General features: G+C 72.1%; 12 protein-coding genes. 4 read left to right on the forward strand and 8 right to left on the reverse strand.

Annotation, left to right across the window (positions count from 1 at the left end; translation table 11 throughout):
• Window positions 1-4: 4 nt before the first annotated feature.
• Entirely contained in the window at window positions 5-1,258 is a 1,254-nt protein-coding gene (locus OG623_RS00445) for a pyridoxal phosphate-dependent aminotransferase (protein ID WP_406143207.1), read from the reverse strand.
• Entirely contained in the window at window positions 1,255-2,589 is a 1,335-nt protein-coding gene (locus OG623_RS00450; protein ID WP_406143209.1) for a KamA family radical SAM protein, read from the reverse strand. Before OG623_RS00450 ends, OG623_RS00445 begins: the two co-directional genes overlap by 4 nt.
• Before the next feature lie 259 nt (window positions 2,590-2,848).
• Here OG623_RS00450 and OG623_RS00455 point away from each other — a divergent pair, with 259 nt between their 5' ends.
• Window positions 2,849-4,090, forward strand: coding sequence for a cytochrome P450 (locus OG623_RS00455; RefSeq protein ID WP_406143210.1), 1,242 nt, complete (start codon window positions 2,849-2,851; stop codon window positions 4,088-4,090).
• A 12-nt stretch (window positions 4,091-4,102) separates the two neighbouring features.
• Window positions 4,103-5,326, forward strand: coding sequence for a cytochrome P450 (locus OG623_RS00460; RefSeq protein WP_406143211.1), 1,224 nt, complete (start codon window positions 4,103-4,105; stop codon window positions 5,324-5,326).
• 6 nt (window positions 5,327-5,332) lie between these two features.
• Here the strand turns inward: OG623_RS00460 and OG623_RS00465 are convergent, their stop codons facing one another.
• Window positions 5,333-6,454, reverse strand: a complete 1,122-nt coding sequence (locus OG623_RS00465) for a PLP-dependent cysteine synthase family protein (protein ID WP_406143212.1) — start codon at window positions 6,452-6,454, stop codon at window positions 5,333-5,335.
• Window positions 6,455-6,591: 137 nt separating this feature from the next.
• Here OG623_RS00465 and OG623_RS00470 point away from each other — a divergent pair, with 137 nt between their 5' ends.
• A complete protein-coding gene (locus tag OG623_RS00470; protein WP_406143213.1) occupies window positions 6,592-8,124 on the forward strand; it encodes an MFS transporter in 1,533 nt (510 codons plus the stop codon).
• An 83-nt stretch (window positions 8,125-8,207) separates the two neighbouring features.
• Complete coding sequence (locus OG623_RS00475; RefSeq protein WP_406143215.1) at window positions 8,208-8,960, forward strand: TetR/AcrR family transcriptional regulator; 753 nt, start codon at window positions 8,208-8,210, stop codon at window positions 8,958-8,960.
• A gap of 41 nt (window positions 8,961-9,001) precedes the next feature.
• On the opposite strand, the gene OG623_RS00480 is transcribed toward OG623_RS00475, so the two are convergent.
• The 5 genes from OG623_RS00480 to OG623_RS00500 all read right to left on the reverse strand — a co-directional run bounded on the left by OG623_RS00480 (window position 9,002) and on the right by OG623_RS00500 (window position 13,760).
• Entirely contained in the window at window positions 9,002-10,123 is a 1,122-nt protein-coding gene (locus OG623_RS00480) for an acyl-CoA dehydrogenase family protein (protein WP_406143217.1), read from the reverse strand.
• Window positions 10,120-11,316, reverse strand: a complete 1,197-nt coding sequence (locus OG623_RS00485) for an acyl-CoA dehydrogenase family protein (RefSeq protein ID WP_406143219.1) — start codon at window positions 11,314-11,316, stop codon at window positions 10,120-10,122. Before OG623_RS00485 ends, OG623_RS00480 begins: the two co-directional genes overlap by 4 nt.
• Complete coding sequence (locus tag OG623_RS00490; protein WP_406143220.1) at window positions 11,313-12,281, reverse strand: NADPH:quinone oxidoreductase family protein; 969 nt, start codon at window positions 12,279-12,281, stop codon at window positions 11,313-11,315. The genes OG623_RS00485 and OG623_RS00490 overlap by 4 nt, the downstream gene beginning before the upstream one ends.
• Before the next feature lie 105 nt (window positions 12,282-12,386).
• Window positions 12,387-12,986 carry a helix-turn-helix domain-containing protein gene (locus OG623_RS00495; RefSeq protein ID WP_406143222.1) on the reverse strand — a complete coding sequence of 200 codons (600 nt, stop codon included), beginning with the start codon at window positions 12,984-12,986 and terminating at the stop codon, window positions 12,387-12,389.
• A gap of 42 nt (window positions 12,987-13,028) precedes the next feature.
• Window positions 13,029-13,760 carry a PIG-L deacetylase family protein gene (locus tag OG623_RS00500; RefSeq protein WP_406143224.1) on the reverse strand — a complete coding sequence of 244 codons (732 nt, stop codon included), beginning with the start codon at window positions 13,758-13,760 and terminating at the stop codon, window positions 13,029-13,031.
• Between the last annotated feature and the right edge of the window lie 15 nt (window positions 13,761-13,775).

The raw sequence follows: 13,775 nt of genomic DNA on the forward strand, positions 1-13,775 counted from the left end.
GCCGTCAGGCCGTCAGCTTCGTCAGGACCTGTGCGAGATGTTCCAGCTCGCGGCGGATGTGCGGCAGGTCGGTGGGATCGTCGGACTCCATGGCGATACGGCGCAGGCGTTCGGTCCCGCCGTGGAGCAGGCTGGTCGCCACGCGGAAGCGCAGGGCCCCCGGGTCGTCGCCGAAGTGGTGGCCTCCGAGCACCGCGACTCCGGCCCGCTCCAGCAGTACGCGTTCCAGGGATGCCGAGTCCGCGGCGCCCTGGGCGGCGAGCACGGCCCGGGCGGGTTCGAAGTCGGGGTAGACGTAGAAGCCGCCGTCGGGGGCGCGGACCCGGGCGCCCGCATCGGTCATGATGCGGTGCACGGCCCGGGTGACGGCGGCGTGCAGCCGGGCGCCGCGGGCGACGTGCTCCGTCAGCTCGGGCGGCTCGTCGTAGGCGTACCGGGCGACCCCCTGCAGGGGCCCGGCGAGCGAGGACCAGACTTCGCTGGCGGTGGCGAGGACCCTGGCGCGCAGCTCGGGGCCCCGGTCACCGGCGGGAAAGCGGGCCGAGCCGATCCGCCAGCCGCCGACGGCGTGTGTCTTGCTGAGCCCGGTGGTGACGACGGTGCGTTCGGGGGCGGCTTCCGCGGGGCTGAGGAAGGTGGTGGCGGGGTCGTGCAGAAGGTCCCGGTAGATCTCGTCGGAGACCACGGTGAGGTCCGCCGCGCGGGCGATCTCGCAGACCTCGCGGACGAGTCCGGGCGGCGCCAGGGTGCCGGTCGGGTTGTCCGGCAGGGTCAGCACGAGCAGCCCGGGCTTTCGGCCCCGTTGCCGCATCCGCCGGAGAGTGTCGGCCAGCGCGGACGGGTCGGGCACTCCCCCGCACCGTTCCGGGATCTCCACCCCCCAGGCCTCCCGCCCCATCAGCCGCGCCTGCGGGGCGTACGTCACCCAGGCGGGCCGCGGCAGCAGCACATCGCCGTCGACGGCGGCGACCAGCGCCATCAGCAGCGGTTTACTGCCGGGTGCCACGACGATCTGCTCGCCCTCGGTGGGCAGCCCGCGTCGGCCGTGGTAGCCGGCGACGGCGGTGAGCACCTCGGGGCGTCCCGCGACCGGGCCGTAGGCGGTGTGCCCGGACCCGTCGGCCAGCGCCCGTGCCAGCCCGGCGTGCAGCGGCAACCGCGCCTCCCCGAACCCCAGATGCAGCACGCGCTCCCCGGCGGCCCGCAGCCGGGCGACTTCCTGGTCGAGCGCGAGGTTGGGCGAGATCCCGGTGCTCATCGCACGGCCTCCGTCCGCGAACCCGCTGTCAGCGCGGCGCGCAGCGCCTCGTCGTCACCCGGCTCCGGCCGAAGATCGTCGAGCCAGGCGGCATCGGGCGACCAGGGCGCCCTGAACGGACGCCCGACCAGCCGGGGATCGCGGGCCTGGAGCAGCCGTAGCCGGAAGTAGCGCCCCTCGGGCACCCGCTCCACCCCGTCCACGACGACCTTGCCGGCGGTCGTCGACATCACGGGCCCGCGCACGGTCCGGGCGAGGCCGGGCAGATCTCGGTAGGCCTCCTGGAAGATGTCCACCGCACGGGCGATGGGCACGCGGTAGTAGGTGTGCGGCCCGGTGTCGCGGGCCATGAACATGTAGTACGGCACGAGTCCCGCGGTGAGTTCGGCCCGCCACAGCGCGGACCAGGTGGCGGCGCTGTCGTTGACGTGCCTGATGAGGGGCGCCTGGCAGTACACCACCGCGCCGGTCGCCCGGATCCGTTCCAGCGCACGCCTGGCGACCGGGGTGGCGAGCTCGCGCGGATGGCTGAAGTGCGCCAGCACCGCGAGGACGCGACCGGAGCCCACGATCCGCTCGAACAGGCGCAGTACGTCGTCTGCGTCGGCGTCGCTGACGAACCGCTGCGGCCAGTAGGCCGGCGACTTGGTGCCGATCCTGACCGTGCGCACGGTCGGCACATCGAGCAACGGCTCCAGGTGGGTGCGCAGTCGGTCGGCTGTCATCACCATCGGGTCACCGCCGGTGACCAGCACATCGCTGACGTCGGGGTGTCCGCGCAGATACCGGATCAGACCCTCGGGCCCCCGCGCCGCGAACCGCAGGTCGGCGTCCCCGACGAACTGTGCCCAGCGGAAGCAGTAGGTGCAGTAGGTGTGGCAGGTCTGGCCCTGGCCGGGGAAGTACAGGACGGTCTCGCGGTACTTGTGCTGGAGGCCGGGGACCGGACCCGATGCGCCGCGCGGCACGTTCAGCTCCTGCTGCCCGCCGGGGTGGGGGTTGAGCCGCTCCCGGATCGCACGGACCGTGGCGACCACCTCCGGATCGCTGTCCCTGTGCCCGGCCAGCCGGCGCAGGACCGCCATGTCGCCCTCGTCGAGCATGCCGTCCTGCGGGAACACGAGCTGGTACATGGGATCGTCCGGAACCCGGGTCCAGTCGACGAGTTCGGAGAGCACGTACTCGTTCACCCGGAAAGGCAGCACCCTGGACAGCAGCCGGACCGTCTCACGCGCGGCGTCCGGGAGCGGATGGCGCCGGGCGATCTCGTCCAGCTGCCGCGGCCCGTACGCGCGCAAGCGGGTGGTGGTGCCGTCGGCCGTCAGGTGCACGCTGGGTCCCCCGTCCCTCGACGCCCGGCCCGTAGCGCGGACGTTCGACTGCGACTCGAGGGGAACGCTAGGTCGGCGGACCGGGGCCACCGCCCGGATGGCACGTTCCTGACCCGAGCGCGGCAGCTTCCGGCAACGACACGGGGCATGGGCCCGGTCGGGGGCTAGCGTCCGGCCCCAGGCGCCGAAGCGCCGGACCGGCGGTGTGCCCGAGGCACGCGCCGGTCGGCCGCATCCACCCGCGAGGAGTGAAGCTGCGATGACCCGACCGATGGAACCGACGGATCCCGCCGGGACGGCTGAGGTACCCCGGCCCCCGACCGGAGTGGGTGACGGCCGTCAGCTGCTCGACTGGCTGAAGACGATGCGGGACCGCCATCCGGTGTGGCGGGACGAGATGACCGGCGCGGCCCATGTGTTCCGCTACGACGACCTGCTGAAGGTGATGTCCTCCCCGGACGTGTTCAGCTCCGACTTCAGCGCGGTCATGCCGCCGCCGGACCCGGACGCCCCCAACTTCACCGAGGGCGTGCTGACCATGACCGACCCGCCCCGGCACGGCAAGCTGCGCCGGCTGGTCAGCCAGGCGTTCACCCCGCGCATGATCGCGCAGTTGGAGCCCAAGGTGGAGGTGCTGACCCGGGAGCTGTTCGACACGGTCGCCGGGGAGCGGGACTTCGACCTGGTGAGCGCCGTCGCCTACCCGCTGCCGGTGATCGTCATCGCCGAGATGCTGGGCATTCCCCCGGCCGACCGCGAGCTGTTCCGCGGCTGGGGCGAGGCCCTCCTGTCGACCAACTACGAGCTGCCGGTGGGCGCGGTGCCCGACGGAGCGATGCCGGATCAGATCGTGGGCCAGCTCAAGGACATGCACGCCTATCTGCTCGGCCACGTCAGGGACCGGCGTACCACCGCGCGCGACGACCTGATCAGCCGGCTGGTGACGGCCGAGGTCGACGGCGACGCGCTGACCGACGGCGAGACCGTCAGCTTCCTGAACTTCCTGCTACTGGCCGGCCATCTGACGACGTCGCTGCTGATGGGCAACGCTCTGCTGAGCTTCGCGGACGAGCCCGGGCAGGCGAAGGCGGTACGCGAGGACCGCGAGCTGGTGCCGGCCTTTCTCGAGGAGGTACTGCGGCACCGCCCGCCGGTGGTCTTCCAGGCCAGGGTCACCCGCCAGGAGACCGAGCTGTCCGGGGTCACCCTGCCGGCGAACGTGCCGGTGATGTGCTGGCAGATGTCGGGCAACCGCGACGAGCGGCAGTTCCCCGCCCCGGACCGCTTCGACATCTCGCGCAAGCCCAAGGCCCATCTGACGTTCGGCCACGGCATCCACTTCTGCATCGGCACCCCGCTCGCCCGGCTGGAGTCCCGGATCGTTCTCAACCAGCTCCTCGACCGCTACCGCCAGGTGGACATCGGAACGCCCGTCTACTACGAGCGCAGTCCCGAGATCTTCGGGGTGAAGAGCCTGCCGATCACCGTACATACCCCCTGAGGAGACGATCCGATGACGTCAGTGACACCCGAGTCCGCACCGTTCGAAGGGCCGCCCGCCGTGGTGGGTGACGGCCGGGAGCTGTACGCGTGGCTGAAGCGGATGCGTCGCGACGCACCCACGTGGATCGACCCGGCGAGTGGCTCGTGCCATGTCCTCACCCATGCCGACGCGCTGCGTGTGCTGTCCGAACCGTCGGTGTTCTCCTCCGACTTCAGTTCCCTCACACCACCGCCGGAGCCCGGTCTGCCGAATTTCGCGGAGGCGTCCCTGAGCGTGACCGACCCTCCCCGGCACGGGCAGCTGCGCAAGCTGATCAGTCAGGCGTTCACCCCGCGCACGGTGGCGGCACTCGAGCCGCGGATCCAGGCGGTGACGGCGGAACTCCTCGACTCGATCGGCGGACGCACGGAGTTCGACCTCGTGGAGGAGCTGTCGGGGCCGCTGCCGGTGGTGGTGATCGCCGAACTGCTGGGCATTCCGACGTCGGACCGGGAGATGTTCCGTCGCTGGGCGGAGTATCTGCTGCCACCCAGCGACGAGGTGACGGCCGGCCAGTTCCTCGAGGGCGGTTACGCCAAGACCCGTGCCGCCGAGCTCAACGAGATGGCGGACTATCTGCTCGCCCACGTCAAGGACCGCCGTGCCACCCCTCGGGAAGACCTGCTGTCCCGCCTGGTCGAGGCGGAGGCCGACGGCGAGCGCCTCAGCGACAAGCAGATGGTCAACTTCTCGGCGTTCCTGCTGCTCGCCGGACATCTGACGACCACCCTGCTGATGAGCAACGCCCTGCTCAGCTTCGACGAGGCACCGGGCTCCCTCACCCTCGTCCGCGAGGATCCGTCGCTGATCCCCGGGGCCCTGGACGAGGTGCTGCGCTACCGCCCGCCGGTGTCCTTCCTCTACCGGCTCACCCGTGAGGACACCCGGATCGGTGAGGTGGACGTCCCCGCGGGGCGCATCGTGGTCACCTGGCTGCTGTCGGCCAACCGCGACGAACTGCAGTTCCCCGACCCGGACCGCTTCGACCCCCGCCGCACCCCGACGGGCCATCTGACCTTCTCCCACGGCATCCACTTCTGCCTGGGCGCGCCCCTGGCCAGGATGGAGTCGTCGATCGTCCTGCGCGCCCTGCTGGACCGCTACCAGGACATCGCCGTCGGCACCCCCGCCTACCACCAGCGCCCCGACATCTTCGGCGTGACGAGCCTGCCGGTGTCGGTACGGGCCGCCTGAGAGACCTCAGGTGGTGTCGCCCCGGGCGGGTTCACCCGGGGCGACACCCCAGTCCCCCGTCGCGGTGAAGCGCTCCATGTCGGAGAGCGGGCCGTGCAGTCGCCAGCCCTTGGCCTCGGTCCAGGCGTCGTCGTAGTAGGTGTCCCGGTAGGTCTCACCGCCGTCCCCGACGACCATCACCACCGGTCCCCCGGTGCCCTCCCGCCGCATGCGGTCCAGCACCTGGAAGGCGCCCCACAGACAGCTTCCCGAGGAGGGTCCCGCCATCAGCCCGGTGATCGCGTGCAGATGGCGCATGGCCGCCACGCTCGCCACGTCCGGCACCGGGATCACCAGATCGACCACGGAGGGGTCGAAGGCGGGCTCCATACGCGGCCGTCCGATCCCCTCGATACGCGAGGGCATGCCGGTGGTGTACCCGGGAAAGTCCGCGGCCCAGCCGGCGAAGTACGCCGAGTTCTCGGGATCGACCACCGCGAGCCTGGTCGCGGCTCCGCGCGTCCGGAGATACCGGCCGACGGCGGCCGAGGTGGCCCCGCTGCCGACCCCTACGACGATCCACGCGGGCTCGGGCTCCCCCGCCTTCTCCATGTCGCCCAGGATCTGCGCGCCGAGACTCGCCGGACCGCTCCAGTCGACCGCGCCGCCCACCCGCTCCAGATGGTCCAGACAGTGACCGCCGGACTCCTCGGCGAGGAGGCGCGCCTGCCCGTAGACCGCGAGCGGCGGGTCGAAGGGGTGGCAGCGCCCGCCCTGCGCCTCGATCCGCTGCCGCTTGGCCGCCCCGGTCTTCCCCGGGACGACGGCGGTGTACGGCAGGCCGAGGAGCCGTGCGAAGTGGGCCTGCGAAACGGCCATGTTGCCGCTGGTGGCCTCGAACAGCGGTGTGCCGGGCCCGATCTCACGGGCGCGCAGGGCGTCGAGCAGCAGGTCACGGGCCGGCCCGTGCTTCAGGCTTCCCGTCGGCCGACGCGACTCGTCCTTCAGATACAGCGCCGCATCCGGCATCCCCGCGAGCGGGAACGCCACCAGGGGCGTGGGGGGTTCGTCCGCCCGGTCGGCCAGCAGCAGCTCGATCGCCCGGCCGGCCCAGGCGCGGTCGCTCTCGTCCCCGACTCTCCGTGCCACGCGATGCGTCTCCGTTCTCGTAGCCAGGTCTCCACGGATGACCTTCCCCAGTTGGCCGGAATCCGCACCCAGAACCTCTCGTCCAGTGTACGACTGCATCGTATGGTGTACGAGACCGGCCCGGAAGGAGCACGCTGATGGCGACATCCGAACGTGACCGCAAGTGGTGGATCCTGGGGGTCCTCTGCCTGACCCTGCTGACGACGGTGCTCGACAACACCGTGCTGAACGTCGCCGTCCCCACCCTCATCGAGGACCTCGACGCCAGTACGGCCGACGTGCAGTGGGTGATCAACGCCTATTCGCTCGCCCTGGCCGGCTTCCTCATCGCCTCCGGCGGCATGGCCGACCATTTCGGCCGCAGGCGTGCCCTGTTCGCGGGACTCGCCCTGTTCGGCGGGGGCTCACTGATCGGTGCACTGGCCGGGTCCGTCGGCATGCTGATCACGGCCCGTGTCGTCATGGGTCTCGGCGCGTCCCTGCTCATGCCGGCCACGCTCGCGGTCCTGATGCATGTCTTCGGTGACGAGGAGCGGATGAAGGCCATCGGCATCTGGATGGCCGTGTCGGCCGCCGGCATGGCGGGCGGCCCCGTCATCGGCGGGTTCCTGCTCGCCCACTTCTGGTGGGGCTCGGTCTTCCTGATCAACGTGCCGATCGCGGTCGTCGGTCTGCTCGCCATCGCGTGGCTGGTCCCCGAGTCCCGTAACCCGAACAGCGAACGGCCCGACTTCGTCGGCCTGCCGCTGTCGGTACTCGGCATGGTGTCCCTGGTCTGGGCGGTCATCGCCGTCGCCGAGCACGGCTGGACCGACCCGGTGGTGCTCGGCCCGCTCGCCGTCGCCGCCGTGGCCATCGCCGTGTTCGCGGTCTGGGAGCGGCACACGCCCCATCCGATGCTGGACATGGGCCTGTTCGCCGAACGCCGGTTCACGGGCGCGGCACTCGGCGGCCTGCTCGCCGCCTTCGGTATGGGGGGCTCGCTGTTCCTGCTCACCCAGCAGCTCCAGTTCGTCCTCGGCTACTCCCCGCTCGAGACCGGCCTGCGGATCGTGCCGTTCGCCGTGGCCCTGCTCATCGGCAGCGGCGCCGCCAGCGCGCCGCTGGGCAAGAAGATCGGTCTCGCCAGGACCGTCGCGCTGAGCATGGTGACGGCGGCGCTCGGCCTGTGCGCCATCGCCGCGGCGAGCGACAGTGGTTACGGATGGACCCTGCCCGGTCTGATCGTGGTCGGGTTCGCCATGGGCACCGCGGGCCCCGCGGCCGGCGCGGCCCTGATGAGCGCCATCCCGCCGGCCAGGGCCGGTACCGCTTCGGGCGTCAACGGCACGCTCCAGGAGCTGGGCACCGGTCTCGGCGTGGCCGCGCTCGGCGCCGCGCTGGTCGCCCGGTTCGACGCGGGTCTTCCGTCCGCCCTGCCCGACGGGGCGGAGAAGTCGTTGCCCACCGCACTGGCCTCCGCGGGCGGGCGGGTCGCGGAGGTACGCGACGCCTTCGTCTCCGCCCTGGAGACCAGCCAGTTCCTGGGCGCTCTCGCCGTGGCGGTCGGCGGTGTCGCGGCCGGCGCGCTGCTCGGCTGGGCCGGGCGGGACCGGACCGCGCCTCCGACGCCGGTCGGCGCGGCGGTCTCCGGCAAGCCGAGCGAGCCTGATCAGCAGACCCCGGCATGACCGGCGTGCGCCGGGACACGCGGCGCACGGCCGTAGGATGACGGACGGGCGGACCAGTGGCGGAACGAAACCGGAGGCCGGGCGTGGCAGAGCGCAAGCGGGGAGCGGCACAGCCCGCGAGCGTGTGGCTGACTCCCCCCGCACGGCAGCCAGGTCCGCCGGGTCTCAGCCGGGACCGCATCGTGCGCACCGCGGTCGAACTCCTGGACGCCGAGGGTCTGCAGGCCCTGTCGATGCGCCGGGTCGCGGCGCAGCTCGACGCGGGGCACATGTCCCTGTACTGGCATGTGAACACCAAGGGCGCGCTGCTCGAGTTGGCGCTGGACGAGGTGTTCGGCGAGGTCGTGGCACCTGCGGACGACCTTCCGTGGGACGAGCGGCTGTGCGCGCTCGCGGGCAGCCTGCGCGCGATGTTCGCCCGGCACCGGTGGGCCGCCCGGCTGATCGGCGAGTACCTCAACATCGGCCCGAACGCGCTGCGTATGACCGACACCGCGCTGCGCGTGGCGAGCGGCTCCGGGCTGTCCCCCGATCAGACCGACAGCGCCGCCGCCCTGGTCCTCGAGTACGTCTGCGGGTTCGCCACGGCGGAGACCCGCATGCTGGAGAACGCGGCGACGGCGGAGCGGGACGGCGGCCAGTCGGCGGAGGAGGGCTTCGCGAACGTCTCGGACGCGGTGCGGTCCGGATTCACGGAGTTCGCGACCCTGCGGGAGCTCGCGAGCCGGGACATCGGCACGGCCACCGAGATCCGCGACCGTAACTTCACCTTCGGCCTCCGGTGCATCATCGCCGGCCTCGGGACGCTCGCCGACTCCGACGAGACGCCCGCCTGAGGCCGCTCCCGCACCGATCCGGCCCGCCGTTCGCCCCCCTTCTACGGAGCCGGTAGCTCCACCAGTCCTGCCACGGCGGCGCGGTGGCGGCCCGCTGTGCCGTACGCGATCGAGTCGGCCTTGGCCCGCTTCAGATACAGGTGCGCGGGGTGCTCCCAGGTCATCCCGATCCCACCGTGCAGCTGGACGCATTCCTCGGCCGCTTGCACCGCGACCCCGGAGCAGTACGCCTGCGCCACGGCGACGGCGAGCGGGGCGTCCGGGCTGCCGGTGGCGAGCGCGTCGGCGGCGTTGCGGGCGGCGGCGCGCGCCGAGACGACCTCCAGCCAGAGCTGGGCCATCCGGTGCTTGAGCGACTGGAACGAGCCCACCGGCCTGTTGAACTGGTGCCGTTCGCGGGTGTACCGGACGGTCTCGGTCAGGCACCACTCGGCCAGTCCGAGCTGTTCGGACGCGAGCAGCCCCGCACCCGCGAGCAGTCCCCGGCTCACAGCCGCGGACGCGGGGCCCGCCTCCGCGAGCCTGGTGCCGGTGGCGCCGGTCAGGGTGACCGTGGAGAGCGGGCGGGTCAGGTCCAGCGGGACGAGCGGCTGGACGGTGACACCGGACCCGCCTGTCTCCACCGCGTACAGCCCGTCCGCCGTGGGCACCAGCAGCACATCGGCCGCCGCCGCTTCCGCGACGCCGGTCACCTGCCGGTCCACGGTGCCCGCCATCGCGGCGGGCGCGTCGGCGGGGGGTGTGGCGAACGGCAGGGCGAGCACGGCGACCTTGCCGCCCGCCGCCAGTTCCCCGAGGAGTCCGGCGGCCGGGCCGCCGCCGTCGGCCAGCGCGAGAAGGATCTCGGTCGCGACGACGGAACTTGTCAGGTACGGCGCCGGGGCCACGGCGCGTCCCAGCTCCTCCAGGACCACGGCGGCCTCGCGGTGGGTGGCTCCCTGGCCGCCGAGCTTCTCCGGGACCAGCAGGCCGGCCGCTCCGATGCCCGCCGCCAGCGACTCCCACAGCCGCAGGTCGTACGGCGTGTCGGACTCGACCTCTGCGATCACCTTCGGCGCGTCGGCCCGGTCGGCCAGCAGCGCGCGCACGGCGGCCCGCAGGTCGCCCTCGGCCTCCGAGTAGAGCAGATCGGGTGTCCGGTCGGCTTCGGTCTGTGCGGTCATCGGGCAAGATCCTTCCAGGCGACGTCCTTGTCGTTGCGCGGCTCGGCGGGCAGTCCGAGAACGCGCTCGGCGACGATGTTGAGCAGGACCTCGCTCGTCCCGCCCTCGATGGAATTGCCCTTGGACCGCAGATAACGGTATCCGGCGTCGCGTCCGGTGAAGTCGACCAGCTCCGGGCGGCGCATGGTCCAGTCGCTGTACAACAGGCCTTCGTCACCGAGGAGTTCGACTTCGAGACCGCTGATCTCCTGGTTGAGGCGGGCGAACGCGAGCTTCATCCCGGAGCCTTCGGGTCCGGGCTGTCCCGCGACGAGCTGCTGACGCAGCCGTTCACCGGTGAGCCTGGCGACCTCGGCCTCGACCCACAGGGTGAGCAGTCGCTGGTGGAGGTCGTGGGTCCGCAGGCCGGGCTGCTCGCGCCAGGTCTTCGCGACGCTGCCGATCATGCCGCCCTCACGGGCGATGCGGGCTCCGCCGATGGACACGCGCTCGTTCATCAGGGTGGTCCGGGCCACCTTCCAGCCCTCGCCCACCGGGCCGAGGCGCCTGCTGTCCGGGATGCGCACCCCGGTGAGGAAGACCTCGTTGAACTCGGCCTCGCCGGTGATCTGCCGCAGCGGCCGCACCTCGACGCCGGGGTCGGTCATGTCGCAGATGAAGTAGCTGATGCCGCGGTGCTTGGGCACGTCGGGGTCGGTGCGGGCGATCAGGATCGCCCAGCGGGCCACATGGGCGCTGGACGTCCAGACCTTCTGCCCGTCGACCACCCAGTCGCCCCCTCCTTCGTCGCGGACCGCGCGGGTGCCGAGGGCGGCGAGGTCGGAGCCGGCGCCGGGCTCGCTGAAGAGCTGGCACCACACCTCTTCGCCGACCCACAGCGGGCGCAGGAAGCGGTGCTTCTGCTCCTCGGTGCCGTAGCCGAGGATGGTCGGCGCGGCCATGCCGAGGCCGATACCGATGCGGCGCGGATCGTTGTCGGGGGCACCGGCCGCGGCGAGTTCGGCGTCGACGACGGACTGCAGGGAGCGCGGCGCGTCGAGGCCCCCGAGCCCCGCGGGGTAGTGCACCCAGGCCAGGCCAGCGTCGAAGCGCGCCTTGAGGAAGTCGGTGCGGTCCGTGGTGGCCGGCGGGTGTGCCGCCAGCAGCTCCTGGGTGAGGCCGCGGATCTGTTCCGCGTCGATGGGGGCGCTCATCGGGTACCTCCTGTCGGCAGGATGACGACACGGCCGGTGCTGGTGCCGTCGGCGACCCGCTGGACGGCTCGTCCCGCGTCGGCCATGGGGACGCGCTCGCTGATCAGCGGCTTGACGACACCCCGTGCCGCGAGCTCGGTGAGCTCGTCGTGGCAGGCAAGGATGGCGGCGGGGTCCTTGGTCTTGTACAGACCCCAGTGGAGCCCGACGATCGAGTAGTTCTTCACCAGGGCGTGGTTGAGACCGGGTGTGGGGATGACGCCGCTCGCGAAGCCGACGATGACGACACGGCCCTCGAAGGCGATGCACTTGACGGACTTGGCGTAGGCGTCCCCGCCGACCGGGTCGTAGACGACGTCGGCGCCGCGCCCGCCCGTGGCCTCCTTCACCGCCGCCACGATGTCCTCGCTCCGGCGGTCGATGACCAGGTCGCAGCCCAGCTCCCGGGCGACCGCGGCCTTCTCGGCACCTCCCACGACACCGATGACGGTGGCGCCTGCGGCCTTACCCAGCTGGACGGCCGCGCTGCCGACGCCGCCCGCGGCGGCGTGCACCAGCAGCGTCTCACCGGCCTGCAGATGTGCCCGCCGGTGCAGCCCGAACCAGCCCGTCTGGTAACCGATGTGCAGCGCGGCGGCCTCGGCGTCGTCCAGGGCGTCGGGAACCGGCAGCAGGGCCGCCTCGTCCGCGACGACGTACTCGGCGAAACCTCCCCCGGGGAGGGCGGGGGTGGCGAGGACCCGGCGTCCGTCCTCGGTCTCGCCGCAGATCTCCACTCCGGGGGTGAACGGTAGCGGTGGCGTCACCTGGTACTGGCCCCGGCAGAGCAGCGCGTCGGGGAAGTTGATGTTCGCCGCTCGCACCTTGAGCAGCACCTGCCCGTCCCCGGGGGTCTGCCGTTCGGTCTCCTCGAGCTTCATCACCTCGCTCGGCTCGCCGTTCCGGTGCACTCGCCATGCCTGCATGAGGGGCCTCCACAACACTGTCGGCATTACCACTGCTCCGCCGCATACTAAGCGGTCGCTTGCCCCTCTGGGAACACCTCGCGGCCACCGGTCCCGACCGGTCGCTCACGACCGCTTCGGCTTGGCCCTGACATGCATCCGCTCCCCCTGCGGCCCGAACAGACTGAGGTACTCGACCGGCTCGTCCCCGGCGGGGCCGAACCAGTGCGGGAGCCTGGTGTCGAACTCGGCGGCCTCGCCGGGAGCCAGGACCAGGTCGTGCTCGGCGAGCTTGAGCCGCAGCCGGCCGTTCAGCACGTACACCCACTCGTACCCCTCGTGGGTGCGCTGCTCGGGCGTCTCGTCGCAGGGCGCCTCCTGGATGACCTTGTACGCCTGAAGACCACCCGGCCGGGCGGTGAGCGGCAGGGCGGTCTTCGATCCCCACACGATCGGCTTCGCCTTGACCCGCGGGTCGCCGACCGGCGGCGCCCCGATGAGATCGTCGAGCGGCACCTCATGGGCCCGGGCGATGGGGAGCAGCAGCTCCAGGCTGGGCCGCCGGCCGCCGGATTCGAGGCGCGACAGGGTGGAGACCGAGATCCCGGTGGCCTCGGAGAGTCCTGCGAGCGTCACGCCCCGGTCCTTGCGCAGCCGCCTCAGCCGTGGACCCACCCCGGTGAGCACGGCATCGAGTTCGGCGTCCTGGTCGTTCTGTTCCGTCATGGACCCATTGCAGAATCAGCAAACCCACTTGTCAATCGCGGGTCAGCGGGCGAAGACCTCGAAGGCCACGGCCGGACGACCGCCGAAGCGCTCGGCAGCCGCCTCCGTGGTGCCGCGGAGGAACGTACGGCAGTAGGCCTCCGGGTCCTGGTCGGTCAGCACCTCGATATAGGTGCGGTGGGCCAGCAGCGACTGGACGGAGCGCTCGAAGCCGGGCGTCGCGTCGACCGCGTGGGTGGGTGCGTCGGTGCCCGCGACGGCGACCCAGCGCACCCCGTCCCACGGTTCGAGGCCCTGTTCGCCCAGCTCGGGGAAGATCCAGCGGTTGCCCGCGTCACCCGCGGCGTCCAGGGTGGCCCGGCCGACCGCCTGGTGGTCCGGGGTGTTCCATGCGACGCCGCCCCAGGTGTCCCGGTGGTTGAGGGTGATGAGGAGTTCGGGCCGGTGACGGCGGACGGCCGCAGTGATGTCACGGCGCAGAGCCGTGCCGTACTCGATGACACCGTCCCGGTGGCCGAGGAACTCCACCGCGGCGACCCCGACGGCCGCGGCGCTCGCCCGCTGTTCCCGCTCCCGCAGCGGAGCGCATTCCTCGGGGGCGATCGTGTCGATCCCGGCCTCTCCCCGGCTCGCCAGGAGGTAGGTGACCTCACGTCCCTCGTCGGTCCAGCCGGCCACGGCCGCGGCGCAGCCGTACTCCAGGTCGTCGGGGTGGGCGACCACGGCCAGGGCACGACGCCAGTCCGTGGGCATGGCTTCCAGCTGCTGTGTCATACCCCACAGGCTATC

The organism is Streptomyces sp. NBC_01012, from assembly GCF_045162755.1.
Classification (GTDB): domain Bacteria; phylum Actinomycetota; class Actinomycetes; order Streptomycetales; family Streptomycetaceae; genus Streptomyces.

Coding starts and splice junctions, on each gene's coding strand:
- OG623_RS00500 (WP_406143224.1), bottom strand. CDS start 13,760: ATGACACAGCAGCTGGAAGCCATGCCCACGGACTGGCGTCGTGCCCTG.
- OG623_RS00480 (WP_406143217.1), bottom strand. CDS start 10,123: ATGACCGCACAGACCGAAGCCGACCGGACACCCGATCTGCTCTACTCG.
- OG623_RS00490 (WP_406143220.1), bottom strand. CDS start 12,281: ATGCAGGCATGGCGAGTGCACCGGAACGGCGAGCCGAGCGAGGTGATG.
- OG623_RS00495 (WP_406143222.1), bottom strand. CDS start 12,986: ATGACGGAACAGAACGACCAGGACGCCGAACTCGATGCCGTGCTCACC.
- OG623_RS00445 (WP_406143207.1), bottom strand. CDS start 1,258: ATGAGCACCGGGATCTCGCCCAACCTCGCGCTCGACCAGGAAGTCGCC.
- OG623_RS00485 (WP_406143219.1), bottom strand. CDS start 11,316: ATGAGCGCCCCCATCGACGCGGAACAGATCCGCGGCCTCACCCAGGAG.
- OG623_RS00470 (WP_406143213.1), top strand. CDS start 6,592: ATGGCGACATCCGAACGTGACCGCAAGTGGTGGATCCTGGGGGTCCTC.
- OG623_RS00455 (WP_406143210.1), top strand. CDS start 2,849: ATGACCCGACCGATGGAACCGACGGATCCCGCCGGGACGGCTGAGGTA.
- OG623_RS00460 (WP_406143211.1), top strand. CDS start 4,103: ATGACGTCAGTGACACCCGAGTCCGCACCGTTCGAAGGGCCGCCCGCC.